Source organism: Lysinibacillus sp. NPDC094403 (assembly GCF_050278745.1).
Lineage (GTDB): Bacteria > Bacillota > Bacilli > Bacillales_A > Planococcaceae > Lysinibacillus.
This window is the reverse complement of sequence record NZ_JBNNTL010000011.1, coordinates 67,006-93,953: the sequence shown is the minus strand read 5'-3', so window position 1 is coordinate 93,953 and position 26,948 is coordinate 67,006. Positions and strand designations below refer to the sequence as shown.

At 38.4% G+C, this 26,948-nt stretch carries 23 protein-coding genes; 22 read left to right on the top strand and 1 reads right to left on the bottom strand.

Translation table 11 applies throughout. The features are described from left to right. Positions 1–178: 178 nt before the first annotated feature. The 14 genes from xseA (at position 179) to ACQKMV_RS16140 (ending at position 14,850) form a co-directional block, all read left to right on the top strand. Positions 179–1,531, top strand: coding sequence for an exodeoxyribonuclease VII large subunit (gene xseA / locus ACQKMV_RS16205; protein ID WP_427505198.1), 1,353 nt, complete (start codon positions 179–181; stop codon positions 1,529–1,531). Positions 1,532–1,533: 2 nt separating this feature from the next. After that, complete coding sequence (xseB, locus tag ACQKMV_RS16200; RefSeq protein WP_053597070.1) at positions 1,534–1,767, top strand: exodeoxyribonuclease VII small subunit; 234 nt, start codon at positions 1,534–1,536, stop codon at positions 1,765–1,767. A gap of 3 nt (positions 1,768–1,770) precedes the next feature. Further along, on the top strand, positions 1,771–2,652 hold the full coding sequence (locus tag ACQKMV_RS16195; protein WP_427505197.1) for a polyprenyl synthetase family protein: 882 nt from the start codon (positions 1,771–1,773) through the stop codon (positions 2,650–2,652). 164 nt (positions 2,653–2,816) lie between these two features. Continuing rightward, the gene (dxs, locus tag ACQKMV_RS16190) at positions 2,817–4,718 is read left to right on the top strand and encodes a 1-deoxy-D-xylulose-5-phosphate synthase (protein ID WP_427505196.1); all 1,902 of its coding nucleotides are present in this window, start codon (positions 2,817–2,819) and stop codon (positions 4,716–4,718) included. Continuing rightward, complete coding sequence (locus ACQKMV_RS16185) at positions 4,718–5,536, top strand: TlyA family RNA methyltransferase (protein WP_427505194.1); 819 nt, start codon at positions 4,718–4,720, stop codon at positions 5,534–5,536. Before dxs ends, ACQKMV_RS16185 begins: the two co-directional genes overlap by 1 nt. Positions 5,537–5,636: 100 nt before the next feature. Further along, complete coding sequence (gene ahrC, locus ACQKMV_RS16180) at positions 5,637–6,086, top strand: transcriptional regulator AhrC/ArgR (protein WP_053483721.1); 450 nt, start codon at positions 5,637–5,639, stop codon at positions 6,084–6,086. A 35-nt stretch (positions 6,087–6,121) separates the two neighbouring features. Continuing rightward, positions 6,122–7,813, top strand: coding sequence for a DNA repair protein RecN (recN, locus tag ACQKMV_RS16175; protein WP_427505193.1), 1,692 nt, complete (start codon positions 6,122–6,124; stop codon positions 7,811–7,813). A gap of 120 nt (positions 7,814–7,933) precedes the next feature. Further along, positions 7,934–8,881: a SpoIVB peptidase S55 domain-containing protein gene (locus ACQKMV_RS16170; RefSeq protein ID WP_427505191.1), complete on the top strand. Its 948-nt coding sequence runs from the start codon at positions 7,934–7,936 to the stop codon at positions 8,879–8,881. A gap of 336 nt (positions 8,882–9,217) precedes the next feature. Continuing rightward, positions 9,218–10,009 (top strand): sporulation transcription factor Spo0A, encoded by a 792-nt coding sequence (gene spo0A, locus ACQKMV_RS16165; RefSeq protein ID WP_427505190.1) that lies wholly within the window; start codon positions 9,218–9,220, stop codon positions 10,007–10,009. Between the two features lie 778 nt (positions 10,010–10,787). Continuing rightward, positions 10,788–11,189 carry a hypothetical protein gene (locus ACQKMV_RS16160; RefSeq protein WP_427505189.1) on the top strand — a complete coding sequence of 134 codons (402 nt, stop codon included), beginning with the start codon at positions 10,788–10,790 and terminating at the stop codon, positions 11,187–11,189. A gap of 341 nt (positions 11,190–11,530) precedes the next feature. After that, positions 11,531–11,908, top strand: a complete 378-nt coding sequence (locus tag ACQKMV_RS16155) for a PH domain-containing protein (protein ID WP_427505187.1) — start codon at positions 11,531–11,533, stop codon at positions 11,906–11,908. A 78-nt stretch (positions 11,909–11,986) separates the two neighbouring features. Continuing rightward, the gene (locus ACQKMV_RS16150) at positions 11,987–12,181 is read left to right on the top strand and encodes a hypothetical protein (protein WP_427505185.1); all 195 of its coding nucleotides are present in this window, start codon (positions 11,987–11,989) and stop codon (positions 12,179–12,181) included. 379 nt (positions 12,182–12,560) lie between these two features. After that, positions 12,561–14,132: a DUF342 domain-containing protein gene (locus ACQKMV_RS16145; protein ID WP_427505183.1), complete on the top strand. Its 1,572-nt coding sequence runs from the start codon at positions 12,561–12,563 to the stop codon at positions 14,130–14,132. Next, entirely contained in the window at positions 14,125–14,850 is a 726-nt protein-coding gene (locus ACQKMV_RS16140) for a glycerophosphodiester phosphodiesterase (RefSeq protein ID WP_427505182.1), read from the top strand. Before ACQKMV_RS16145 ends, ACQKMV_RS16140 begins: the two co-directional genes overlap by 8 nt. 69 nt (positions 14,851–14,919) lie before the next feature. On the opposite strand, the gene ACQKMV_RS16135 is transcribed toward ACQKMV_RS16140, so the two are convergent. Beyond that, a complete protein-coding gene (locus tag ACQKMV_RS16135; RefSeq protein WP_427423072.1) occupies positions 14,920–15,156 on the bottom strand; it encodes a DUF2627 domain-containing protein in 237 nt (78 codons plus the stop codon). A gap of 299 nt (positions 15,157–15,455) precedes the next feature. On the opposite strand from ACQKMV_RS16135, the gene ACQKMV_RS16130 reads away from it, so the two are divergent. From ACQKMV_RS16130 to meaB, 8 genes are all read left to right on the top strand, one after another. Next, positions 15,456–16,550: a Leu/Phe/Val dehydrogenase gene (locus tag ACQKMV_RS16130; RefSeq protein ID WP_427505252.1), complete on the top strand. Its 1,095-nt coding sequence runs from the start codon at positions 15,456–15,458 to the stop codon at positions 16,548–16,550. Positions 16,551–16,716: 166 nt separating this feature from the next. Next, on the top strand, positions 16,717–18,144 hold the full coding sequence (gene lpdA, locus ACQKMV_RS16125) for a dihydrolipoyl dehydrogenase (RefSeq protein WP_427505181.1): 1,428 nt from the start codon (positions 16,717–16,719) through the stop codon (positions 18,142–18,144). A 255-nt stretch (positions 18,145–18,399) separates the two neighbouring features. After that, on the top strand, positions 18,400–19,416 hold the full coding sequence (locus ACQKMV_RS16120) for a thiamine pyrophosphate-dependent dehydrogenase E1 component subunit alpha (protein WP_427505179.1): 1,017 nt from the start codon (positions 18,400–18,402) through the stop codon (positions 19,414–19,416). Beyond that, entirely contained in the window at positions 19,416–20,399 is a 984-nt protein-coding gene (locus ACQKMV_RS16115) for an alpha-ketoacid dehydrogenase subunit beta (RefSeq protein ID WP_427505177.1), read from the top strand. Before ACQKMV_RS16120 ends, ACQKMV_RS16115 begins: the two co-directional genes overlap by 1 nt. A gap of 53 nt (positions 20,400–20,452) precedes the next feature. Further along, complete coding sequence (locus tag ACQKMV_RS16110; RefSeq protein ID WP_427505250.1) at positions 20,453–21,796, top strand: dihydrolipoamide acetyltransferase family protein; 1,344 nt, start codon at positions 20,453–20,455, stop codon at positions 21,794–21,796. A gap of 120 nt (positions 21,797–21,916) precedes the next feature. After that, positions 21,917–23,620 carry a methylmalonyl-CoA mutase family protein gene (locus ACQKMV_RS16105; protein ID WP_427505176.1) on the top strand — a complete coding sequence of 568 codons (1,704 nt, stop codon included), beginning with the start codon at positions 21,917–21,919 and terminating at the stop codon, positions 23,618–23,620. Beyond that, positions 23,617–25,770 (top strand): methylmalonyl-CoA mutase, encoded by a 2,154-nt coding sequence (gene scpA, locus ACQKMV_RS16100; RefSeq protein WP_402993753.1) that lies wholly within the window; start codon positions 23,617–23,619, stop codon positions 25,768–25,770. Before ACQKMV_RS16105 ends, scpA begins: the two co-directional genes overlap by 4 nt. Beyond that, the gene (gene meaB / locus ACQKMV_RS16095) at positions 25,770–26,867 is read left to right on the top strand and encodes a methylmalonyl Co-A mutase-associated GTPase MeaB (RefSeq protein ID WP_427505174.1); all 1,098 of its coding nucleotides are present in this window, start codon (positions 25,770–25,772) and stop codon (positions 26,865–26,867) included. The genes scpA and meaB overlap by 1 nt, the downstream gene beginning before the upstream one ends. Positions 26,868–26,948: the final 81 nt, after the last annotated feature.

Below are 26,948 nucleotides of genomic sequence, written 5' to 3'. Positions count from 1 at the left end.
TTATGGAAGCTTTATTGAGGTAACTATTATATAGAAATGTTATAGTAAGGTTTTCAATAATATGAAAGACAGTCGTTTTTTCTAACGAAACTGCATTTTGGCACGTCAGGCGCAATAAAAAATGTTATGATAGGTGTAGTTTTGTGAAAAACTTGATTTTAGTAAAGGAGCCGGAAAAATGTCATCTGCTTCTTATTTAACTGTAAAAGCATTAACAAAATATATTAAACGGAAATTTGATGCTGATCCGCATTTACGTGAAGTCTATGTAAAGGGAGAGCTATCCAATGTCAAGATCCATCAATCAGGGCATATATACTTTACATTAAAGGATGATGGAGCACGTATTGCGGCTACCATGTTTAAAACAGCAGCTACAAAATTAGCGTTTGAACCTAAGGAAGGTATGCAAGTATTTATCCGTGGGGATGTAAACGTTTACGAAGGCTACGGTACATATCAATTATATGTACAGGAAATGCAACCAGATGGAATTGGTAGCTTGTTTGTTGCCTTTAACCAGCTGAAAGAGCAGTTACAAAAAGAAGGGCTTTTTAAACCTGAGTGGAAACAACCGATTCCGAGGTTTCCAGAAAAAATTGGTGTTTTAACGTCGACGACAGGTGCAGCCATTCGGGATATCTGTACAACATTAAAGAGACGCTATCCACTTGCTGAAATTTTTATTTATCCAACCCTTGTGCAAGGAGCACAAGCAGCGCCAAACATTGTTCACAATATTGAGCGAGCAAATATCGACGCGAGTTGCGATGTACTGATTGTTGGACGAGGCGGTGGATCGATTGAGGATTTATGGGCATTTAATGAGGAAGTTGTCGCACGAGCGATTTTTGGAAGCCGCATCCCTATTATTAGTGCGGTGGGACATGAAACCGATACGACGATAGCGGATTATGTAGCTGATTTGCGCGCGCCGACACCAACAGCAGCTGCTGAAATGGCTGTACCTGATCAACAGGATTTATTTCAGCGGGTGCTTACACAAAAATCGCAGCTCCATCAAATCGTAAGAGCGCAACTTATGGCAGAACGGCAGCGTCTAAATAAGCTCCAACAATCTTATCCGTTGTCAATGCCAGAACGTCTATATCGACCATTTACTGAGAAACTTGCACAACTTGAGATAGGATTACAAAAAGCAATGCAAGTCGATTTGATGAAGAAAAGAGCGCAATTTCAACAATTACATAGTGCGGTAGAGCAGCACTCGCCGAAAAAGGCATTAACTTTCCATCAACGAGAGCTAGAAACACACGTCCAACAATTAACTCGTGCTGCAACGCATTATGTGATGAAGCAAAAACAGCAATTTGAGGCAAATGTCAGAACTTTAGAAGCATTGAATCCGCTTGCCATTTTAACAAGGGGCTTTACGGTAGCTCATAAAGATAATCAAATGTTAAAATCAGCAGCTGATGTAAAGCCGCATGATCAGTTAACACTTTCCTTCCATGATGGAAAGGTTATTGCTGATGTGGTCAAGATCTTGCCAAAAAATGAGGGGGAATAATTGTGGCAGAGAAACAACAAACTTTCGCAGAAGCAATGACGGCTCTAGAGGAAATTGTCCGTCAGCTAGAGCAAGGTGATGTGCCGCTAGAAAATGCGATTGATTTATATAAACAAGGAATGGAGCTATCACAATTTTGCCATAGCAAGCTGCAACATGCTGAGGAGCAGTTAATTTCTATAGTCCAAGAGACAGGTGAGACTACAGCATTTGATCCACTAAAGGGAGAGAACTAAGAAATGAATGAGCAATTAAAACATTTTATTGAAAACAACCTACCACAAGTTGAGGCTGAAATGTTTGCACTTGTTGAGAAAATTGATGCACCAGCCAATTTAAAAGAATCAATGCTTTATTCATTAAAAGCTGGAGGTAAACGTATTCGCCCTCTTTTCGTATTGGCCGTTCTTGAACTATACAATAAAAATTTAAAGGATGGTTTAACTGTAGGATCAGTCATTGAAATGATCCATACGTATTCGTTAATTCATGATGACTTACCAAGTATGGATAATGATGATTTCCGTAGAGGTAAGCCAACAAATCATAAAGTTTATGGTGAGGCATTAGCGACACTTGCAGGCGATGCATTGAATACACTCGCGTTTGGCATTTTAGCACGCATGGATGTATCAGCGGAAAAACGTATCGAACTTGTCAATTTGTTAAGTGTAGCAGCTGGTGCTGAAGGTATGGTCGGGGGTCAAGTACTCGATATGGACGGTGAAAAGCGTCAGCTAAACTTAGCTGAGCTTGAGCATGTCCATGTTAATAAAACGGGCGCTTTATTACGATTTAGTATTGAAGCAGGAGCAGTGTTAGCGGATGTAACGCAAGAAGAACGTGCAACTTTAAAGGAATATGCACATCATATCGGCCTTGCCTTTCAAATTCAAGATGATATTTTAGATATTGAAGGAACAACAGAAGAACTAGGTAAAACTGCAGGTAAAGATGTAGCAAGTGATAAAAGCACATATCCAGCTCTGTTATCTTTAGATGGGGCAAAAGAAAAGCTTACTGAGCATTATCAGCATGCCATTAACGCACTAGATAAATTGCAAGTAGATGCCAGCTTATTGCGTGAGTTTGCAGCCTATATTGTTCATCGTAAAAACTAGGAGAAAAACAAGGCGTTAAAGGCACAGAATATGCTAGAATAGGTGAGGGCGTTTGCCGATGTGCAAACAATAAAGTGTTCGTACTTTTAGCATATTAATAACACTGTTATAATAGTGGAAACACGATTACGGTGAATAATTTATTGAAAAGGTGTGTGAGAAAGGTGGATTTAAATAAGATAACTAGTCCAGCCTTTTTAAAAAGCTTAGATAAGAAGGGTCTTGAGCGACTTGCAAAAGAAATTCGTACCTTCTTAATCGAAAAATGTTCTGTCACAGGTGGTCATATCGGACCGAACCTAGGTGTTGTGGAGCTAACTATTATGCTCCATAAAATGTTTGACAGTCCACAAGATAAGTTTTTATGGGATGTTGGCCACCAAGCTTACGTGCACAAAATTTTGACAGGCCGTGCGAGTCAATTTGACACATTACGTCAGTTCAATGGGCTTTGTGGTTTTCCAAAGCGTGTGGAGAGTGAACATGATGAGTGGGAGACAGGTCACAGCTCGACATCTTTGTCAGGAGCCATGGGTATGGCAGCAGCGCGTGATATTAAAAAAGAAAAGAACTTCGTGATACCAATTATTGGAGACGGAGCTTTAACTGGCGGTATGGCGCTGGAGGCATTAAACCATATCGGCCATGCTAAAACAAATATGATTGTCATTTTAAACGATAATGAAATGTCAATCGCTCCAAACGTCGGAGCGTTACACAATGTACTAGGACGTCTTCGTACAGCCAAGGAATATTCAAAAGCAAAAGAAGAATTGGAATCGCTCATTAATAAGATTCCAGTGTTAGGTGGTAAGCTTGCTACAACTGCTGAGCGCCTAAAGGATAGCTTAAAATATTTAGTGGTATCAGGAGTGTTCTTTGAGGAGCTAGGATTTAAATATCTAGGTCCGATTGATGGACATGATTTCGACGCTCTTGAAACAACATTATCACAAGCTAAAAAAGTAAAAGGCCCAGTGCTCGTTCATGTCATTACGAAAAAAGGCAAAGGTTATAAACCTGCTGAAGATGATACAATTGGTAATTGGCACGGGACAGGACCTTATAAAATTGAAAACGGTACCTTTGTTAAGTCAGAGACGAAAGGCCCAGCTTGGAGTAGTTTGATTGCTGAGACTGTTCGTAAAATTGCCCATGAGGATAAACGAGTTGTCACAATTACTCCTGCAATGCCAGTTGGCTCGAAATTACAAGGTATCCAAAAGGATTTCCCAGAACGTTTCTTTGATGTGGGGATCGCTGAACAACATGCAGCAACGATGGCGGCAGGTCTGGCAACACAAAAAATGAAGCCATTTTTAGCTATATACTCAACATTCCTTCAACGTGCATATGACCAAGTATTACATGATATCGCACGTCCAAACCTAAATGTCTTTATTGGTATTGACCGTGCAGGCTTAGTTGGTGCAGACGGTGAAACACATCAAGGCGTATTTGATATTGCATTCCTTCGTCATATACCAAATATGACAATTATGATGCCAAAAGATGAAAATGAAGGTCAGCATATGGTGAAAACAGCCATTGACTATGATGGCGGTCCAATTGCGTTACGTTATCCACGAGGTAATGGTATAGGCGTTCCGTTAGATGATGAGCTTATGACGTTACCAATTGGAAGCTGGGAAGTGTTACGTGAAGGTAAGGATGCAACGATTTTAACCTTTGGTACGACGATTCCTATGGCAATGGAAGCAGCGACGATTTTAGCACAGCAAGGTGTAGAGATAGAAGTAGTTAATGCTCGTTTCATTAAACCAATGGATGAAGATATGCTTCACCGTATATTAACAAGCCGTAAACCAATATTGACAATTGAAGAGGCAGTTCTACAAGGTGGTTTTGGTAGCGGAGTATTAGAATTTGCCCATGACCATGGTTATTTAAGTGCAATAATCGATCGTATGGGTATCCCTGATCATTTTATTGAGCATGGAAATGTAGATCAGCTTCTCGATGAAATTCATATGACGGCTGAGGATACAGTGGCACGTATGCATGTGTTACTTCAACAAAAACAGCAAGTAGGTTTGAATAAATAATGACAAAACATCCGAAAGAACGTGTAGATATTTTACTTGTAGAGCGTGGGCTATGTGAAACGCGAGAAAAAGCAAAGCGCTCTATTATGGCAGGGCTTGTATTTTCTAATGAAACTCGTATTGATAAGGCGGGGGAAAAAATCGCTATAGATGCACCACTACAAGTAAAAGGCTCTGATTTAAAATATGTTAGTCGTGGCGGCTTGAAGCTAGAAAAAGCGCTACAAATTTTTGATATGTCTGTAGAGGGGAAGCTAATGCTCGATATTGGCTCCTCTACAGGAGGATTTACTGATTGTGCATTACAGAATGGTGCAAGACATTGCTATGCACTGGATGTTGGTTCTAACCAACTAGCATGGAAAATCCGTTCTGATGAACGTGTAACCGTAATGGAAAAAACAAATTTCCGTTATACGACAGCGGCAGATTTAACAGAGGGCTTACCAGAATTTGCAACGATTGATGTCAGCTTTATTTCATTATCACTTATTTTACCTGTCTTAAAAACATTATTAATGCCTGGTGGCAATGTAATGGCATTGGTAAAACCTCAGTTTGAAGCTGGGAAAGAAAATGTCGGTAAAAAAGGCATTGTTCGAGATAAAAAAGTACATTTAGAAGTTTTAGAAAAAACAGCTGCAATGGCAACAGAGGTTGGTTTTGTTGTTAAGGATGCTTCGTTTTCTCCAATTACAGGAGGCGAGGGAAATATTGAATTTTTATTCCATTTAGTGAATCCTATTGGTAATGAAGAAATTCCTGCATATACAGCTTTTAATGCACTCGTTGAAGATGCCCATAGTGCACTAAAATAACACGTGCTCGTCTATAGAGCCGTGTTTTTTCTTGTGCTTTTATGTTTAAAATGGTAGTGTAAATATACAAATATCCAACTATTTATAAGAGGTGACCGATATGAACAAAGGACAAAGGCATATAAGAATTCGGGATATTATTGCCAATCATGAAATTGAAACACAAGATGATTTAGTCGATTTTTTAAAAGATGCAGGCTATAATGTGACACAAGCAACAGTATCACGAGATATTAAAGAACTTCATCTTGTCAAAGTACCTTTACAGGATGGCCGCTATAAATATAGCTTGCCCGCAGACCAACGTTTCAATCCTATACAAAAATTACACCGTGCGTTAGCTGATGCTTTTGTCAGTATTGACGGTGCATCACACTTTTTAGTAATGAAGGCTCTTCCAGGTAACGCCAATGCTATTGCGTCACTACTTGACCATTTAGATTGGCCTGAAATTTTAGGTACTATTTCTGGAGACGATACTATTTTAATTATTTGTCGTAACGAAGATGAGCGTGAAAATACAAAAAATCGCTTATTAGATATGCTATAAAATAGCAGGGTAATTTGATACAGAGGTGACATTTTGTGTTAAGAGAGCTTAGTATTCGAAACTTTGCCATCATTGAGGATTTAACAGTTAGTTTTTCAGATGGTTTAACTGTTTTAACAGGTGAAACAGGTGCAGGAAAATCAATTATTATCGATGCAGTGCATTTACTTGCTGGTGGCCGAGGGAATTCCGAATTTATTCGTCATGGAGCTAAAAAAGCTGAATTAGGCGGTTTATTTCAAATTTCAAGTTTTGGGCATCCTGTTCATAAGAAACTTGAAGAGGCAGGTATTGAAATTGAAGAAGATACCATTATTTTGCGCCGTGATTTAAATGATTCTGGAAAAAGTGTTTGTCGAGTAAACGGTAAACTTGTGCCATTATCTGTACTACGTGATATTGGGTCTAGCCTTATCGATATTCATGGACAGCATGAAAATCAAGAACTTATGGATGAGAAACAGCATATCAATCTACTTGATCATTTCGCTGAGGAACAACTTACACCAATTCAAGATTTGTACAGTTCCCAATATGACGAATATCGGTCACTAAAAAAAGAATTAGCTTCAATTTCTATAGATGAACAGTTAATGGCGCAACGTATCGATTTGTATCAATTCCAAATGAAAGAGCTGGAAGATGCTAATTTAAAGCTTGGCGAGGAAGATGAGCTTCTTGATGAACGCCGCCGTCTTATGAATTTCAATAAGATTTTCGAACGATCCAGTGCAGCATATGAAGCGATTCAAGGTGAATCAAAAGGCCTTGATTGGATAGGCAATGCAATGGGTGCCTTAGAGGATGCTGCGACTGTTGACGAGCAATTTAAAGAGGCATCAGAATCTGTCACCACTGCATTTTATGCGTTACAGGATGCTGCTTATCAGGTTAAAAATGTCTTGGACGAATTAGAATTTGATCCAGCTCGTTTAAATGAGGTTGAGCAACGTTTAGCGTTATTACAAAATTTGAAGCGCAAATATGGCTCAACTGTCGAAGAGATTTTAGCCTATTACGATAAAATTAAAACTGAGCTAAATGAACTTTTAAATCGAGACGAAATTTTGCAAGTAAAAGAACGAAAAGTACTGGAAATGGAAGCAGTCCTTCACGAACTTGCTGCAGAACTAAATACTGTACGAAAAGCAGCTGCTCATGATTTAAGTGAGGCTATTATGGCCGAACTACGTGAATTACATATGGAAAAAGCTAAATTTATTGTAAATTTTGATGAATTGCCTTACTTTGATGCCAATGGTAGAGACCAAGTAATTTTTTATATTTCTACGAATGTGGGCGAGCCACCGAAATCTTTACCGAAAATTGCTTCTGGTGGAGAATTATCGCGTATGATGCTTGCGCTTAAAACGATTTTCTCTTCTTCTAACGGCGTAACATCAATTATTTTTGATGAGGTAGATACAGGTGTAAGTGGTCGTGTGGCGCAAGCAATCGCAGAAAAAATAGCAGCGGTATCCATTAACTCTCAAGTTTTATGTATTTCGCATTTACCACAAGTTGCTGCGATGGCCGATCACCATTATTTTATTAAAAAAGAAGTCGAGCATGATCGAACATTTACGTCATTGCTTGAAATAGATACAGATGCTCGTATTGAAGAAGTCAGTCGCATGATGTCAGGAGCGGAAATTACAGATTTAACATTGCAGCATGCAACAGAGCTTCTAAAAATGGCTAATGAACGAAAAAAACAAATGAGATAGCAAAGAATCCAGAAACAGTTCGATGTTTCTGGGTTTTTTCTTTTTGCACAAATATTTACCGCTTATAAGAATGCCACAACAACACATAGTAAAAAGACAAAAATAAAAAGGAGGTGTCGTATGTATCGTCGTTGGCGTCAATTTGTCATTTTGCCTATGCTCATTGTTTTATTATTCATGCCGGTAAAGGCTTTTGCCGCGAAAAAGCTAATTCCGATGGGTGAAGCAATTGGAATTCAACTTCAGTTATCGCATGTATTTGTAGCGCATGATGTGCTATTAGCTTCCAATCAATGGATGAAAGGAGGCGCTGTTATTGAAAAAATAAATGATATTACTGTAAAAACGCTTGCAGATGCCAAACAAGCTGTTGCTCGGCAAGGACAACAGAAATGGACGATAAAAAATGAAGGAAAAGAAGTGACACTTGAGTTACAGGAACAAGAAGCAGCACATGTTATTTCCTTTTTAAAAGATGAAACAGATGGAGTAGGAACATTGACATTCATTGATCCAGAGACAAAAAATTACGGAGCATTAGGCCACCAAATTGTTGATTCAACTTTACAAGAAGCCCCTATTTTCCATGCTGGCTCCATTTTTTTAGCTTCGATTCAACAAATTCGTAAAAGCATACCTGGCCAACCTGGCTACAAAATTTCCTCCATTGAAAAACATCATGATCGATTAGGGAGTATAGATAAAAATACAGTTTATGGAATTTTTGGCCGTTGGGAAGACGGTTATCAACAAAGTTTGCCTAAAGCAATTGAAATTATGCATGAAAAGGATATAAAAACAGGGAAAGCTGTTATCTATACGGCGATCGAGGGCAGCAAGGTGGAAACTTTTTCAATTGAAATTATAAAGGTCGAAAATGAACGCCTTGAATTTATAGTAACTGACAAAAAACTCATTGAAAAAACAGGTGGGATTTTGCAGGGGATGAGTGGCAGTCCTATCATTCAAGACGGTCGTTTTGTAGGTGCGGTTACACATATGTTTGTGGAGGAGCCAAAAAAAGGAGCAGCAATTACAGTAGCGGAAATGTTAAAAAAATCATCATAGAAGAAGGAGCTGCCAAAAGGTAGCTCCATTCTTTCATGAAAATATGTTGTTCATCAAGTATTTCGTTTATTTATGAAGCGATTAGCGATACTTAAGAAAAACTGTAGTTTTATCTCAATTTTTTCACTAAAATAAATGGTATAAGCATTCGACACTCTGCAAATATTTATCATAACTTGTCGATATAAAAAGAAAGTATCGGACTACATACTCATTTTTGGAAATAGAAAAGGTTTTTAAAACAAAAATGTCGAAAATTCCACAGTGTGCAAAAAAATGCATTAGGGGTAGGTAACGCTTTGGGGATTCAAAGCAAGTTCAGAAGGAGGAATTGTAATGACAAAGGTTAAAGTAGCGATTGCAGATGATAATCGTGAGTTATTAAAAACGATGGAGCAGTATTTTCAAGGGCATCCTGAAATTGAAATAATTGCAACTGCATCAAATGGAAAAGTTTGTTTACAAATGCTAGAGGAATACACACCAGATATTTTACTGCTAGATATTATAATGCCACATCTTGATGGGTTAGCTGTTTTAGAGTCAATGTATCAAAATGAACGAATGTCATCAATTCAAGTTATAATGTTAACTGCTTTTGGTCAAGAAGATGTGATGAAGCAGGCTGTAGATTTAGGTGCATCCTATTTCATGCTAAAGCCATTTGAATTCGATCAATTGGTTCAAAAGATCTTACATTGTGCTGGACAGAAGGCAACACTTCCTAAAAAGACAAGTGTTTTACAACCAGCGGCACCTCAAAAATTAAATCAACATCAATTAGACAGCACGATCACAGCCATTATTAAAGAAATCGGTGTTCCTGCACATATTAAAGGCTACTCTTATTTACGAGAAGCTATTCAGATGGTGTTCGAAGATATCGAGTTATTAGGCTCTGTGACGAAAATTTTATATCCAGAAATCGCTAAAAAGTTTAATACAACACCATCACGAGTTGAACGCGCGATTCGTCATGCCATTGAGGTTGCATGGAATCGTGGCAATTATGAATCGATTTCGTCGATGTTTGGTTATACGGTACATCATTTAAAATCGAAGCCGACAAATAGCGAATTCATCGCCATGATTGCGGACAAGATTCGCATTGATATGATGGCGAGTTAATTGTTGATGTAACTGCGTTTGTGGACGATAGGCTTAGCGAAGAATAATCGATGAACTTATATTTATAGCAATTATACTGCTTATTTTATAACGCCTTTTTAGACAGTTTACGCCGACTGTTTGAGGGGGCGTATTTTTTTATGTCTATTAATCCTTTTTTAGTATGTTGGATCTTTTGTGTAACTTCGAAATAGATGACGTTAAAAGCATCAAGTCAAAGCATGTACGAGCCTATATTCGTTCAATCGAAGAAAGGAGCAAGTTCGAGGTAAGTACCGATAAAACGCCTGTAAACTATCCAGAACGACGAGGTGATTTTGGCAAGCAGTGAGTAAAACGACAATAGCGAATTATGCATTCTTTTTAAGTAACTGATGCTGAGCTTTTCTTGCCACTTATAGGGCATATTAACTTAGAAGAAGAAATTGCTCGTCTTTTTTGAGTAAAATGTGAAACTGTAATTTGGTGTCAAAAGCACTAGTAGTATTTGTGGACGTGGAGTGTTGAAAATTAGCAACATACGGTTGTCTTAAAACGTTTAGAAAGCTAAAAAATATGTAAGCTTTGAAACAGCGGATGGCGATAAAGTCATTCGTTGTTTTTCTTTGTATGAAACAAAAGATATATGTTGCAATAGGAAAAAATATATAGTAATATTCAGGGATGGTTAGTATATTAGTCGATAAATTTCTGTGGGATAAAGTAGGATAATAATCCTAGTAACCATTCTCATACATGACTAGTCTTTTGGATATAAATTGTAAAACGGAGGTTTATAATGACAGGTAATACGACAACAATTATTACGAAAATAAACAAAGCATGTGATGATTTAGATTTTGTTAAAGCAAGAATATTAATTGAAACTAATCTTAAGAAATTATCCGAATCAAAATATTATCGGTTACTAAATACAAATGGGCGAGTTCTCATTAAGCATGTAATAGCAGATAACAAAAATCAGGTGGAAACTAAGAATCAATTAACACGAACAGATTTATTGACGATTAATAAAATCAATGAATATTGTTCGAATTTTGATATTTCTATGCTAAAAAGGACGTTAAAAAACTCCTTTGAATTAGTGCAAAGAGCAGATGTTCTTCCACTTTTGAATAATGATGCGAAAATTATTTTAGATGATATGGGAACACTTTTTGGTGCACACCAACTCCAATAGTAATAAGTAAATTTACATAGAACACACAGAGTCACACTTAGTAAAGTGCTGTTCTGTGTATTTTTTATTTTCATTGAAGGCGATTGCAGTATAGAAAATGAAATAAAAGTTTTTTACGAAATCTTTTAACCCCTTTTTAGACAGTTTGCGATGACTGTTTCGGGGGCGTATCTAAGAATCGAAAATTAACCGTTATATGTTGGATTGTTCCTAAAGCCTACTCATTATTAACGTTGCAGCTTTGATGTAGTTTTAAACGAGTTTAACGGTGACGTATTGAATTTATGGAAAAATAATCTCATATTTTAAATAGAGAATGGACATTTGGAGGGGGAATTAAGATGGGGTTATTTGATGGGATAATCGGTAATGCAAGTGAAGTAAATCTAGAAAAATTACAGGATGAAGTTAAAGGTTTATTAACGCCTAATGAAACAATTAAGAATGCATATAAAATTATAAGAGACACTTTTATTTTTACGGATAAAAGACTTATCTTAATCGATAAACAAGGAGTAACTGGAAAGAAAACACAATATCATTCAATTCCATATAAGAATATTCTTCATTTTTCAGTTGAAACTGCGGGAACGTTTGATCTAGACGCAGAGTTAAAAATTTGGGTTTCAGGAAGTGAATTACCGATACAGAAAAACTTTAATAAATCAACAAACATATATAAAGTTCAAAGTGTATTAGCGGAATATGTATTAGGATAGTCATAATTTTAGCGGTCAACAATACTGTTGATCGTTTATTTTTGTTTGAACGTATATAATTTAATTGGGTGATAACATATGAAAAGTGTAAACTTTCAACTTGACGAAAATAACTCGTTAGAAATAATACAGATTGAAGATAATTTATTTGAGGTGCGACTTGGGATTAATAGAAGTGTAAGCATTTACTATATGACGCGGGAGCAGCTCCTAAATATCAATCAACTAGGTGTTCATATTCGTATTGAAACTATTTTTGGGAAGGACTTGTAGCCATAATTTAACCGCCTGTATACTTATTTGATAAAAATGTTATAAAGCATTTTTATTTAAATTTAGTATTGAAGGCCTAATACATGTTTATAAATATTATGACATAAACATTATCTATTATTAAAGTTGGTTAAAGATTTGGTAAATTACCTGATTATTAACAGTTGAATTTATAAAATTTAGACAGTGGATTTTTAAGATTGAGTAAAACAGTACTTTTTATAGTAAAAATCGACTAATATTGACGTGAAAGTGAAAAGGGGAGATGAATGTATTACTTAGAAAGTACGTGTAAATTCTTTCTCAGTAGTGACAATTGTCTCTAAACAAATGTAAATAGATTGTATATACTTACAGTTAGAGGGAAGGAGGAGGTAGCTTGATTCTAGTTCGAAATGATAAATTCGAAATAACGGAAGAAAATGGAAAGATATTTATATTTACTTACATTGCTGGTTTTCCGTTAAAAGAATTTGATAGTATTTTACGAAGTCATCCTCGACTTAAATTGTCTAATTTTTCAATATTAAAAAATGTCTTAGCAACAGAAAGCACAAGCCCTGTTGAAATTGGACGTTGGCTTCCAAATGTTGAAGCAGAAATTGCACGAGATAAAATGTCCGCCTCGATATTTGTATATGAAACACATGATTATATTCTAAAGAATAAAGAGAAATTAACTCATCAAATTCTGGAAACAATCGAGAACGAAGGAATTGTTCATGGAATATTAGATTTTGATATTTCTAAGATTGAACCAGGAAAAGCATTTTTAATTGCACAAGGAACACCACCTATAGCAGGAACAGATGCACAAATTACATACTTACCTAAACCAGAGAGAAAGCCAGTAATTCGCGAAGATGGAAAAGCTGATTATTATGACATGAATTTTATTTCTGAAATTTCCGAAGGTTCGTGGCTTGGCGAGAAAATCCCTGCGACTTTAGGTATACCAGGGGAAACTGTATCAGGTGAAATTATGGCTGCTGTAGCAGGTCGTGATTTTCCTATAAAGTACGATAAAAAATCAGCTTATGAAGTGGAAGAGGATGGGAAAATTGTCATCCGTTCAAAAATAGCTGGTGTATTAGATGATGTTAAAGGTATGATCGGTGTTAATAGACATTTGCCAATAAATGGGGACGTTGGCGTTGAAACAGGGAATCTCGAATTTAATGGCTCTTTAAGCATTAGAGGAACTGTTACATCAGGCTATACAGTTATTGCTACTGGAGATATTTCCATCGAGGGTGCTGAAGGTGTAAGCGGTGCCAAACTTATTAAATCAATTGAAGGCGACGTCTATATTCGCGGAGGGATTTTTGGTCTAGGCTCAACTCTTGTAGAGGCAGGCGGCAATATTTTCGTTAAGCATGTCAATGAGGCAAATCTAGTTGCAGCTGACAGTATTCATATAGGGTTTTATGCATTGGGATCACAGCTCTCTGCACATTCTATCTTTGTGGATGAACGAAAAGGGAAAATTATTGGGGGACGTGCAGTAGCCAAGAATACGATCGTCACTTCCATCTCGGGAAATCGTTTAGAGCGTCGAACTGACTTAATTATCGAAAGCATCAATAAACAGGAAAACTATTCCATTATCCAAGAGAAGGCAGCACATCTAAAGCAACTACAATCAGAAATCTCGGAGCACGAGGCAAAAATTAAAAGCTTACTTCCATTCCTAAACCAAATGTCTAAGGAACAGATAGTTACATTTGAGGAAACGAAACAAAGCTTAACAAAATTGAAAGCAGATGCAGTGACAATTGATCGTGAGGTAAAGCTAATAATGGATGAAATGCGTCATGCTGGAAAAGAAGAAATTGTTGTGACGAAGGAAGCTCATCCTGGTACCTATATTCAAATTGGTAAAAAATCATCCTTATTAAGTAAGATGACAAATGGTAAATTTCTTATCGAATTTGGTGAGTTAAATGTCTAGTGATTCTTTCATTCCCGTATTTGCACATCGTGGGGCTTCAGCGTATGCACTTGAAAATACCCTGAAGGCCTTTGAAAAGGCATTAGAGCTAAGGGCAGATGGGATTGAATTAGATATCCAGCTGTCAAAAGAGGGCATTCCGGTTGTGTATCATGATCTACAGCTGTCAAGATTAGTTGGTATTAATAAGCTTGTGAATGAATGTACGATAGAGGAGCTAGTAAGCTTTAAACTTGGGAAGCCATGGAGGCGATTATTTTCAACGTATAGAATTTCGACGTTTGAAATCGTTTTAGCATGGGCAAATTCGCAACAGCTACCCCTTAATATCGAATTAAAATCAACGATCCTCGATAATAAAAGCGCACTTATTCAAATGCTTCAAGGGCTTACTCTGCCTGAAGGCAGTCATTTTTCATCGTTTCACTATGAGCTACTAGAGATTGTGAAACAATATAAGCCGGACTATGAAACAGCACTTATCGTAACTAAAAAATTAAAATGGGATTTGCTTAGTGATTATAAAGCTATTGACAGTGTTCATATGCATAAAAGGTATTATAAACCAAGATATTTAGAGGCCTGTGTAGCGAGTGATAAAGCATGTCGTTTTTATGCAATTGATGGGAATGAACCATTTTTAACAAATCCGCATCCTTCTGTAATTGGTTGGATTACTGATTATCCTGATAAAGTAATTGCGAAACAGCAACGTTAATCATTCTGATGAATGAAGATAAAAATAGCTATCCAATAAGTCTGTAGAGACTTAAAAGGATAGCTATTTTTATTTTTTTTGGAAGCGCGGAGCCACCTTTCCATTTTTTCGATCGCGATGAAGTAAGAATCCTGCGAAAAAGCCAAAGCCTATAACAAAGAGAATAATGCCAACGACGAATTGTAGCCATAAAAATGGGAAAGGTGAGATGAGCTTACCAAATAATGTATCACGCATAAATTTAATGCCACCTGCAGCCATAAGACCTGGAATAAGCATTACCATAAATGCAGCAAATCGAGCCATGCATGTCCCTCCCTTATTCCTAAGTTTAATTGTACCTGTGGATATAGGAATGTCAAGGAAGCTTATAAAACTATATAACTGACAAACCCAGTAACAACAAGTAAAACATAATACAATTGTAACTGAAAGTTTTGAAAATTCTTACTTAAACAAGAAAGTGTAATAATAGTTGCTAAATTGTGAAATTGTCAGTATTGTAAAATTAAATGGAGCAATATTATCCATTGTTAAACAATTTTGAACATGAATTGGGATGGGCATTTGGGGATGCACTTTCCAAAGCAAAGGGGCGAGTTTTCATGGAAATCTTCAAGTATATGGAAAAGTATGATTATGAACAATTGGTATTTTGCCAAGATGAAGCATCAGGGTTAAAAGCGATTATCGCTATCCATGACACAACACTTGGACCAGCACTAGGTGGGTCACGTATGTGGACATATGCATCAGAAGAAAATGCTATAGAGGATGCATTGCGTTTAGCAAGAGGGATGACCTATAAAAATGCTGCAGCTGGTTTAAACCTTGGCGGTGGAAAAACGGTTATTATCGGTGACCCATTTAAAGATAAAAATGAAGAAATGTTCCGTGCACTAGGACGTTTCATCCAAGGGCTTAATGGTCGCTATATTACTGCAGAAGACGTTGGTACAACAGTGACAGATATGGATTTAATTCATGAAGAAACAAATTATGTAACGGGAATTTCTCCTGCTTTTGGATCATCAGGAAACCCATCTCCAGTAACTGCTTACGGAGTATATCGTGGTATGAAAGCAGCAGCAAAAGAAGCATTTGGATCTGATTCATTAGAGGGGCGTACTATTTCTGTACAAGGTCTAGGGAATGTAGCCTACAAGCTTTGCGAGTATTTACATAATGAGGGTGCAAAACTTGTTGTTACAGATATTAATCAAGCGGCAATTGATCGAGTTGTGAATGATTTTGGTGCAACTGCTGTGGCACCAGAGGAAATCTATTCACAGGAAGTTGATATTTTCTCACCTTGTGCATTAGGAGCGATTTTAAATGATGAAACGATTCCGCAACTAAAAGCAAAGGTTATCGCTGGTTCTGCTAATAACCAACTACAAGATTCTCGTCATGGCGATTATTTACATGAATTAGGAATAGTTTATGCACCTGATTATGTGATTAATGCGGGTGGTGTAATAAATGTAGCTGATGAATTATATGGATATAACCGTGAACGTGCAATGAAGCGTGTCGATGGCATTTATGATAGTATCGAAAAAATCTTCGAGATTTCTAAACGTGATAGTATACCGACATATGTAGCAGCTAATCGTTTAGCAGAAGAACGTATAGCTCGAGTATCAAAGTCTCGTAGCCAATTCTTAAAAAATGAAAAAAATATTTTACACGGTCGTTAAAAACCGCTTATTCGTTTAAAGAAGTCGCATTGTCGACTTCTTCTAACTTTATAGTAAATTAGATTAAATGGATTTAAACTGCAAGGGTAAATCATTTATCTTAAGGAACCAAAGTGATTGTGGTAAACAAAATGCTTTAGCATTTTTCGCATAAGGGGGAATTCATATGGCTCAAAACTATGATGTTGTCATTTTAGGCGGAGGTACAGGCGGCTATGTTGCAGCAATACGAGCTGCACAGTTAGGTTTAAAAACAGCTATTGTCGAACGTGAGCGCCTAGGTGGAACATGCTTGCATAAAGGCTGTATACCAAGTAAAGCCTTACTTCGAAGTGCAGAAGTGTATCGTATGGCAAATAAAAATGCTGCTGAATATGGTGTTGATATTGAAGGTGTTACATTACAATTCGACAAAGTACAGGCAAGGAAGCAATCGGTTGTTGAGCAATTGAGCCAAGGTGTGAATACACTGATGAAAAAGGGCAAAATAGATGTTTATCAGGGAACAGGGCGAATTTTAGGACCGTCCATTTTCTCACCAATGCCTGGCACTATTTCAGTTGAAATGAATAATGGCGATGAAAATGAAATGCTAGTCCCAACAAATGTGGTGATTGCAACAGGATCAAAGCCTAGAGGAATGGCTGGACTAAAGGTTGATGGTCAATATGTGATGAACTCTGATCATGCACTGGAAATGGAAAAACTGCCAAAGTCATTGTTAATTGTTGGCGGAGGAGTTATAGGAATTGAATGGGCTTCAATGCTTTGTGATTTTGGGGTTTACGTAACGGTCATTGAATATGGGCCATCCATTTTACCTGCAGAGGATACGGATATTGTAAAAGAAGTAACAAAGCAGCTTGAAAAAAGAGGCGTCCGAATTGTGACAAACGCTCGTTTAGATACGGGAACATTTAAAATTGAAAATGATAACGTTTTCATTTCTGCAAAAGTTAATGATAAGGATGAATTATTTGAGGCTGATAAATTATTGCTTTGTGTTGGACGTGAAGCAAATACACAAGGTATTGGATTAGAAAATACAGAAATAGAAGTTGAAAATGGGTTTATCAAAGTCAAGGATTCTTATCAAACGAAGGAATCACATATGTATGCCATAGGGGATGTTATCGGTGGCTTACAATTAGCTCATGTTGCTTCACACGAAGGAATATCTGCTATTGAGCATATTGCAACGAGTAAAACAGAGGCACTTGATGTTCTAAATGTACCCAAATGCGTTTATTCTTACCCAGAGGTCGCAAGTATTGGCTTAACAGAAAAGGCTGCACAAGAGCAAGGTTATTCATTAAAGGTAGGTAAGTTTCCATTTAAGGCGATTGGAAAAGCGCTAGTTAATGGAGAGACAGATGGCTTTGTAAAAATTGTTGCTGATGAAGAAACGAATGATATTTTGGGTATTCATATGGTAGGACCTCATGTGACAGATTTAATTGGAGAAGCATCACTTGCTAAATTATTGGATGCAACGCCTTGGGAAATTAGTCAGGCCATTCATCCACATCCGTCACTGAATGAGGTGCTAGTGGAATCAGCGTTAGCGGTGGATAATCGCGCCATTCATTTTTAAGATTCATAACTAAAGTCGAGGATCATTACTAAAATCTGTTCTTGATTAGATTGGTATAAAAGTACATGAAGAGGAAGGCTCCAAGTTCGTGAGTGTCCTTCCGCTGTGAAATGTGCAGTCAAGTACATATTTTAGTAAAGAGCCATAGAATCCTTTAGTCATCATCATTCAGCAAATCTTTTATGTACCGAAAGCAAAGCGTAAGCTAAAAGTGTTTTATGTAGCGAAAGTGAAACGTCAGGAAGGGGTGTTCGTATGCAAGATGTTCAAATCAAGCATGAGGATTTAGGTCTATCAAATGAAGATGTACTTGCGATGTTCGAAACGATGTTAATGGCAAGAAGACTAGATGAACGTATGTGGTTATTAAACCGTTCTGGTAAAATTCCATTTGTTATTTCTTGTCAGGGACAGGAGGCAGCACAAGTAGGGGCAGCCTTTGCTCTTGATAATAATAGAGATTATATTGCACCTTACTATCGTGATATGGGTGTTGTTTTACATTTTGGCATGACACCAAGAGAATTGATGTTATCCGCATTTGCTAAAGCAGAGGATCCAAACTCGGGTGGACGACAAATGCCAGGTCATTTTGGACAAAAGAAGAATCGTATTTTAACAGGCTCTTCGCCAGTTACTACACAAGTTCCACACGCGGTGGGAGTAGCTCTAGCAGGGCGTCTACAAAAAGAAGATTTTCTTACTTTTGTTACACTCGGTGAAGGCTCATCAAACCAAGGCGATTTCCATGAAGGTGCGAATTTTGCAGGGGTGCATAAGCTTCCAGTAATTATAATGGTAGAAAATAATCAATACGCAATTTCTGTGCCAGTTGAACGTCAATTAGGCTGTGCGAAAGTATCAGATCGCGGTATTGGCTATGGTATGCCAGGTGTTACTGTTGATGGAAAATGTCCGTTACAAGTGTATAAGGTTGTAAAAGAAGCGGCTGATCGCGCACGTAGTGGTGAAGGTCCAAGTTTAATCGAAACAGTGACTTATCGCTTAACGGCTCATTCTTCAGATGATGATGATCGTCAATATCGCACTGCCGAGGATATAGCAGAAGGAAAAGCAAAGGATCCCGTTCTGTTATTTGAAAAGTATCTAATGGATGCTGGTGTTATGTCAGAACAGCTTCGTGCTGAAATAGAAGAGCGTGTTATGGCAGAGGTAAATGAAGCAACAGACTATGCAGAAGCTGCTCCGTATGCAACACCAGAGCACGCTTTGAAATACGTATATTCACCAGTGGACGGAGGTGACGTGTAATGGCAGTGATGTCTTATATTGATGCAATTACATTAGCGATGAAGGAAGAGATGGAACGTGATGAGCGTGTTTTCATTTTAGGAGAGGACGTTGGTCGCAAAGGCGGGGTTTTCAAAGCAACAGCAGGTCTTTACGAGCAATTTGGTGAACATCGGGTACTTGACACACCTCTTGCCGAGAGTGCTATTGCCGGTGTTGGTATTGGTGCTGCGATGTATGGGATGCGTCCAATTGCCGAGATGCAATTCGCTGATTTCATCATGCCTGCCGTTAACCAAATCGTTTCTGAGGCAGCAAAAATCCGCTATCGTTCAAATAATGACTGGTCATGCCCGATGGTTATACGAGCACCATTTGGCGGAGGTATTCACGGAGCGCTCTATCATTCGCAATCCGTAGAAGCGCTTTTTGCAGGAACACCGGGATTGAAAATTGTTATACCATCAACACCGTATGATGCAAAAGGCTTGTTAAAAGCAGCAATTCGTGATGAGGATCCAGTACTGTTCTTCGAGCATAAGCGTGCTTACCGACTCATTAAAGGTGAAGTCCCAGCAGACGATTACACATTGCCAATTGGTAAGGCTGATGTGAAGCGGGAAGGGGAAGACGTTACTGTTATTACGTATGGTTTAGCTGTCCATTTTGCATTACAAGCAGCAGAACGTCTAGCAGCAGATGGTATTTCAGCGCATATTCTTGACCTACGCACTGTCTATCCTCTTGATAAAGAAGCAATCATTGAAGCGGCAAGTAAAACAGGTAAAGTTTTATTAGTTACCGAGGATAATAAAGAGGGCAGCATTATGAGTGAGGTTGCAGCAATTATTGCAGAGCATTGTTTATTTGAACTCGATGCACCAATTCAGCGCCTGGCAGGACCAGATGTTCCAGCAATGCCCTATGCACCAACAATGGAAAAATATTTTATGATTAACCCTGAAAAAGTAGAGCGTGCGATGCGAGAACTTGCTGCATTTTAAGCAGTGCGATAAATACAAATACACCTAGGCATAATTGATGGGGGGAATAGATGATGGCTATTCAAAATATTACAATGCCACAGCTCGGCGAAAGTGTAACAGAAGGTACAATTGAAAAATGGCTTGTCAAGCCAGGTGATACGGTAAAGAAATATGATCCACTAGCAGAAGTTGTAACAGATAAAGTAAATGCAGAAATCCCTTCTTCTTTTGAAGGAGTCATTACAGAGCTACTTGCAGAGGAAGGGCAAACGTTACCGGTTGGTGCAATTGTATGCTCCGTTGAAATAGCGGGTGACAGTGAGTTACCTCCTCCACCACCACCGAAAAAATCAGCAGTAAGTACGGCGATTTTAAATGCTGGCGTACAAAAGAAACAGCAGCCCCAGCAGCCAACTACAGCGACGATAACATCGCAAAAAACAGTTCGACAGGATAAAGTGCGTTATTCACCAGCTGTTCTTCGACTTGCACAAGAGTATGATATTGCACTTGATCAAGTCACAGGTACTGGTGAAGGGGGACGGATTACTAGAAAAGACCTAATGAAGCTGATTGAAGCAGGAAATGTGCCAACTGCTCTAGTTGAAACGCCGCCTGCAGTCGATGCAACTGTTCCTCAGTCAACACCTGTTGCAGCACCTGCATCACAAGAGAATACTAAACCAGCTACACCTGCACAACCAATTCAAGCAGGCGATATTGAAATTCCAGTAACGAAGGTGCGCCGTGCTATCGCCAATAATATGGTACGCAGCGTTCATGAAGTGCCACATGCATGGATGATGATGGAAGTGGATGTTACAGATTTAGTAGCATATCGTGATAGCATAAAGACAGAGTTTAAGCAAAAAGAGGGCTTTAATATTACGTATTTTGCTTTCTTTGTAAAAGCTGTCTCGCAAGCTCTTAAGGAATTCCCTATGATGAACTCCATGTGGGCAGAGGACAAAATTATTCAAAAGCATGACATCAATATTTCCATTGCAGTCGCGACAGATGATGCATTATTTGTTCCTGTTATAAAACACGCTGATGAAAAATCGATTAAAGGAATTGCGAAGGAAATTCATGAGCTTGCCGTGAAAGTTCGTGCCGGGAAACTGACGATGGATGACATGAATGGTGGTACATTTACGGTTAATAACACTGGTGCATTCGGCTCCGTTCAGTCGATGGGTATCATTAACTATCCACAAGCAGCAATCTTGCAAGTGGAAAGTATTGTAAAAAAACCGGTTGTTTTACCTGGCGGAATGTTCGCTGCACGAGATATTGTGAATTTATGTTTATCTTTAGATCATCGTGTTCTTGATGGACTTGTTTGTGGTAAATTCCTAAATAGGGTAAAAGAAATACTCGAAAATACAAATAAATCTTCAACGTCAGTCTACTGATGACTCGTCGGAAACCTGTTGTATAACGGTTTCCGATTTTTTTTTGCTTTTCCAGTCGCAATTTGTCATGTAGAATAACAAGTAGAAACTACTAAGGGGGGAAGCTGATTAAGCGTCCGCATGTCAAACAACATGAAAAATATTGAATTTGAAAAGCCGTCCTATTCAGAATGGCAAGATGCAGCAATCAAGGCTTTAAAAGGGAAACCATTCGAGTCTCTTTTAACGAAAACAAGTGAAGGTGTTACATTAGAACCACTTTACACTCAAGAAAGTTTAGTAGCAAAACTTGGTGAAGAACTTGATAAACAAGTTGCCACAATCCGTTCCCTACAAAATAATCAAGCATTTCGAGTGGCACAACAAATATATGCTGATACAAGCGAGGCATTTTTTGCACAGCTTGATGATAGTTTAACTCGAGGCAATGAAGTAGTAACAATTGATAGCCGTGTAAATTTTGAATGGACTGAAGAAGTATTGGTACAATTAGCGACTTATTTCTCTGAATATTCATTTAAAATTACGGTTGAAAATTCAAATGACCCATTATTAGCAGTGTTCGACAAAATAGCGGTTAATCAGCGAGAAACTGTAAAAGGTTTCATCGTATCGAAAAACCCAATCACTTTAAATGATTTCCCGAGCGTGCGCTCAGTCGGCGCGGACACAACGGTTTATCATAATGAAGGAGCTAACGCTGTGCAAGAATTAGCATATGCACTTGCATTAGCAGCAAAATACGCAAATCAAGAAGAAAGCTTTGAAGCGTTCGCTAAGAAATATTATGTATCCTTTGCAGTTGATACACAGTTCTTTACAGAGATTGCAAAACTCCGTGCTTTTAAAGTACTTTGGAAAGCGTTCTCATCCGCTTATGGAGTATCTAATTGCGTAAAGGTTCCAACTATTGCCGAAACATCGTTAAGAAGCTTTTCGAAGCTGGATGTTTATGTAAACTTATTACGTTCAGCGAATGAAGCGCTTTCTGGCCTAATTGGCGGTGCGGATGTCTTTACAGTTCACCCTCATGATGCATTATCGAAGCCAACAGATCAATCGGTCCGTATTGCACGAAATGTATCTTTAATCTTAAAAGAAGAAACAAATGTTTTAAAAGTTATAGACCCCGCTGGTGGCTCTTATTTTATTGAGTCATTAACAGCTGATTTTGTGAAAGAAGCGTGGTCATTATTCTTAGAAATTGAAGCAGCTGGAGGCATTGACGCTTACACTGCATCAGGAAAACTTGCTGAGGAACTAGAAAAATCCTATCAAGCTCGTATCAAAGCTGTACAAACGCGTAAGCAGTCATTAATTGGTACAAATATTTATGCCAATCCTGCAGATGTGCTTGAAAGCGCAACAAATCCAGCGTTTGCAGAGATTAAGCGAATTGCTAAACCTTTTGAGCAATTACGTGCGGAAATGACAGCAGCAAATGTGAAAACAGGAGTTTTAGCATTAGGAACACTAAAAAGCTCAAAACCACGTGCCGATTTCGTGTCAGGCTTCTTAAACACTGTCGGTCTAGTACCAGAAAAAAGTGAGCCAGTTGCAACAGCTGACGAAGCATTAGCTTGGTTAAACGCTACAGATGCAACATATGTGGTAATTGCAGGTAATGATGACGATACGAAAGAATTAATACCAGCAATTTTAACAAGTAAACCAGCTAACGTAATTGTTGACGTTGCAGGTAAATTTAAAGACGAAGAAGAAGCGTGGTTAGCAAATGGCTTAAACGGCTTTATTTTCGCAGGACAGAACATCATTGAAAAATTAAATTCAGTGTTCGCTAGCATGAAGGAGGTCCAACGATGAGCAAGCCAAATTTTAGTGCAGTTGAAATCGAAAAAGTTTTAGCAGCAGAAGCACCTCAAGCGTCAGAAGAAAAATTCATGACAAATGAAGGTATCGAAATTAAAGATATATATACAAAAGAAGATATTAAAGAGGCTAAACATTTAAATGATGTAGCAGGTATTGCGCCAAATACACGCGGTCCATACCCTACTATGTATGTAGCTCGTCCTTGGACTGTTCGACAATATGCCGGTTTCTCAACAGCTGAAGAATCAAATGCATTCTACAAACGTAACTTAGCAATGGGTCAAAAAGGTCTTTCCGTTGCCTTTGACTTAGCAACTCACCGTGGCTATGACTCAGATCACCCTCGTGTAACAGGGGATGTTGGTAAAGCTGGAGTAGCGATTGACTCTGTGGAAGATATGAAGATTTTATTCGACCAAATTCCTTTGGATCAAATGTCAGTTTCTATGACAATGAATGGTGCTGTATTGCCAGTTCTTGCATTCTATATCGTTGCTGCTGAAGAGCAAGGAGTTACACCTGACCAATTAGCTGGTACGATTCAAAACGATATTTTAAAAGAATATATGGTTCGTAACACATATATTTATCCGCCAGCAATGTCCATGAAAATTATTGCAGATATTTTTGAATATACGGCGAAATATATGCCAAAATTTAACTCAATTTCGATTTCTGGTTACCATATTCAAGAAGCAGGAGCAACAAATGACATCGAGCTTGCTTATACATTAGCGGATGGTCTTGAATATGTTCGTACAGGTCTTAAAGCTGGAATCGATATTGATGCCTTTGCACCGCGTTTATCATTCTTCTGGGCAATCGGTATGAACTATTACATGGAAGTTGCAAAAATGCGTGCTGCACGTCGAATTTGGGCACAAATGATGTCAACGTTTAATCCTAAAAATCCTAAGACATTAGCACTTCGTACACACTCACAAACATCTGGTTGGTCTTTAACAGAGCAAGATCCATTTAACAATGTAGCACGTACATTAATCGAAGCTAATGCGTCTTCAATGGGGCATACCCAATCTCTTCATACAAATGCATTGGATGAAGCGATTGCTCTACCAACTGATTTCTCTGCACGTATTGCACGTAATACACAGCTGTTCCTACAAGAAGAAACGGCAATGACGAAAGTAATTGATCCATGGGGCGGTTCGTACTATGTGGAAAAATTAACAGACGAAATTACAAAATCTGCGTGGGCATTAATTGAAGAAATCGAAGAACTTGGTGGTATGGCGAAAGCAATTGAAACAGGTCTTCCGAAAATGAAAGTCGAGGAAGCTGCGGCAAAACGTCAAGCGAAAATCGATTCTAAAACAGAAACGATCGTTGGTGTAAACAAATATCGTTTAGAAAAAGAAGAACCTATCGACATTCTTGACATTGATAATACACTAGTTCGTCAAAAGCAAATTGAGCGTTTAGAAGCAATGAAAGCAGCTCGTGATGAAGCTGAAGTACAAAAACATCTAGCTCGATTAACGAAAGCGGCGCAAGATGGTGGAGAAAACTTATTAGCAATAGCTGTCGATGCAGCTCGTGCTCGTGCTTCTTTAGGTGAAATTTCTGATGCAATCGAAGTTGTTTCAGGTCGCCATAAGGCAGTAATTCGTTCAATCTCTGGCGTTTACTCTGCAAACTTCTCAGATGAAGAGCAAATTGCAGAAATGAAACAAATGACTGAGGAGTTCCTTGAAAATGAAGGTCGTCGCCCACGTATTTTAGTAGCGAAAATGGGACAAGATGGACATGACCGTGGTGCGAAGGTTGTAGCAACGGGTTATGCCGACTTAGGATTTGACGTAGATATTTCTCCGTTATTTATGACACCGGCTGAGGCAGCTCAAATGGCTGTGGAAAACGATGTTCATGTGATTGGCGTATCTTCATTAGCAGCTGGTCATAAAACTCTCGTTCCTGAACTAGTAGCAGAGCTAGAAAAACTAGGCCGCGAAGATATCATTATTATTGTTGGTGGTGTAATTCCAGCACAAGATTATGAATTCCTTTATGACGCTGGCGCAGTAGCGATTTTTGGACCTGGTACAGTTATTCCTGTATCGGCACAAAAGATTATTGAAGAGATTTACAAACGTTTAGGCTATGAGGAAGTGTCTGAATAATGGACAAAAACAAAGGAATGCCTGAAAGTGCGCTATTTGTTATGGACGGAGTAGAGGCGACTCACGACGGAATGCAATATGGTACACCGAAAAAATTCCGAAAGAAAAAAGCAGACAATCTAAACATACAGGAGCTTGCACGAGAAGTACGTGCAGGCTCTCGTACACAATTGTCAAAAGCTATTACACTCATTGAAAGTTCAAATGCAACACATAAAGTGCAAGCACAAGAACTTCTACAAGAGCTTCTACCTCATACAGGAAACAGTGTCCGTATTGGGATAACAGGCGTTCCTGGTGCGGGAAAGAGTTCGTTCATTGAGGCTTTCGGAACGATGCTTTGTGAGATGGGGAAAAAAGTGGCAGTCCTTGCGATTGATCCAAGCTCCTCTTTATCGGGAGGAAGTATATTAGGCGATAAAACTCGAATGGAAGAGCTCGTGAAGAAACCTAATGCATTTGTTCGCCCCTCTCCATCAGCTGGTACCCTAGGGGGTGTTCATAAAAAGACACGTGAAACGATGCTTGTTTGTGAAGCGGCTGGCTATGATGTCATTTTAATAGAAACAGTCGGTGTTGGACAAAGTGAAACGTATGTCCGTGGTATGGTTGATTTCTTCTTGCTGTTAGTTTTAACAGGTGCCGGAGATGAGCTACAAGGCATGAAAAAGGGCATTATGGAGTTAGCGGATGCCATCGTTGTTCATAAGGCTGATGGTGATAATGTTCGTCTGGCTAAAAAAACGGTATCCGAGTACAAGCAAATCTTACATTTCTTACAGCCTGCAACTCCAGGTTGGATGTCTACAGCAATGCCGGTAAGTTCGTGGGAAAACCGTGGTCTCGACAAAGTTTGGAGTACAATAGGGGAGTTCAGACAAATTGTTGAGGCAAATAATTATTGGTCAATCAGACGCCAAAATCAGACAAAAGATTGGTTCCAATCGATGATTACGGACCATTTAATCGATATGTTTTATGGTAATCCAGATCGTAAAGCTCAGGTGCAACTTTTAGAACGTCAAATTTTAAATGGACAGTTGACAGTCACACAAGGAGTAGATCGTTTATTTAGCGATGATCAATCACAGAAATAATCACCTTTTCTGTGAGCAAGTAGGTGCACAAAGTCGTCACTAACTGCTATGATAGGAGATGTATTAGCGTCGAATATCTTA

Excerpts from the sequence above, each read along its gene's own strand:
- xseA (WP_427505198.1), top strand. The coding sequence starts at position 179 with ATGTCATCTGCTTCTTATTTAACTGTAAAAGCATTAACAAAATATATT.
- ACQKMV_RS16195 (WP_427505197.1), top strand. The coding sequence starts at position 1,771 with ATGAATGAGCAATTAAAACATTTTATTGAAAACAACCTACCACAAGTT.
- ACQKMV_RS16185 (WP_427505194.1), top strand. The coding sequence starts at position 4,718 with ATGACAAAACATCCGAAAGAACGTGTAGATATTTTACTTGTAGAGCGT.
- ahrC (WP_053483721.1), top strand. The coding sequence starts at position 5,637 with ATGAACAAAGGACAAAGGCATATAAGAATTCGGGATATTATTGCCAAT.
- ACQKMV_RS16170 (WP_427505191.1), top strand. The coding sequence starts at position 7,934 with ATGTATCGTCGTTGGCGTCAATTTGTCATTTTGCCTATGCTCATTGTT.
- spo0A (WP_427505190.1), top strand. The coding sequence starts at position 9,218 with ATGACAAAGGTTAAAGTAGCGATTGCAGATGATAATCGTGAGTTATTA.
- ACQKMV_RS16160 (WP_427505189.1), top strand. The coding sequence starts at position 10,788 with ATGACAGGTAATACGACAACAATTATTACGAAAATAAACAAAGCATGT.
- ACQKMV_RS16155 (WP_427505187.1), top strand. The coding sequence starts at position 11,531 with ATGGGGTTATTTGATGGGATAATCGGTAATGCAAGTGAAGTAAATCTA.
- ACQKMV_RS16150 (WP_427505185.1), top strand. The coding sequence starts at position 11,987 with ATGAAAAGTGTAAACTTTCAACTTGACGAAAATAACTCGTTAGAAATA.
- ACQKMV_RS16140 (WP_427505182.1), top strand. The coding sequence starts at position 14,125 with ATGTCTAGTGATTCTTTCATTCCCGTATTTGCACATCGTGGGGCTTCA.
- ACQKMV_RS16135 (WP_427423072.1), bottom strand. The coding sequence starts at position 15,156 with ATGGCTCGATTTGCTGCATTTATGGTAATGCTTATTCCAGGTCTTATG.
- ACQKMV_RS16130 (WP_427505252.1), top strand. The coding sequence starts at position 15,456 with ATGGAAATCTTCAAGTATATGGAAAAGTATGATTATGAACAATTGGTA.
- lpdA (WP_427505181.1), top strand. The coding sequence starts at position 16,717 with ATGGCTCAAAACTATGATGTTGTCATTTTAGGCGGAGGTACAGGCGGC.
- ACQKMV_RS16120 (WP_427505179.1), top strand. The coding sequence starts at position 18,400 with ATGCAAGATGTTCAAATCAAGCATGAGGATTTAGGTCTATCAAATGAA.
- ACQKMV_RS16115 (WP_427505177.1), top strand. The coding sequence starts at position 19,416 with ATGGCAGTGATGTCTTATATTGATGCAATTACATTAGCGATGAAGGAA.
- ACQKMV_RS16110 (WP_427505250.1), top strand. The coding sequence starts at position 20,453 with ATGGCTATTCAAAATATTACAATGCCACAGCTCGGCGAAAGTGTAACA.
- ACQKMV_RS16105 (WP_427505176.1), top strand. The coding sequence starts at position 21,917 with ATGTCAAACAACATGAAAAATATTGAATTTGAAAAGCCGTCCTATTCA.
- scpA (WP_402993753.1), top strand. The coding sequence starts at position 23,617 with ATGAGCAAGCCAAATTTTAGTGCAGTTGAAATCGAAAAAGTTTTAGCA.
- meaB (WP_427505174.1), top strand. The coding sequence starts at position 25,770 with ATGGACAAAAACAAAGGAATGCCTGAAAGTGCGCTATTTGTTATGGAC.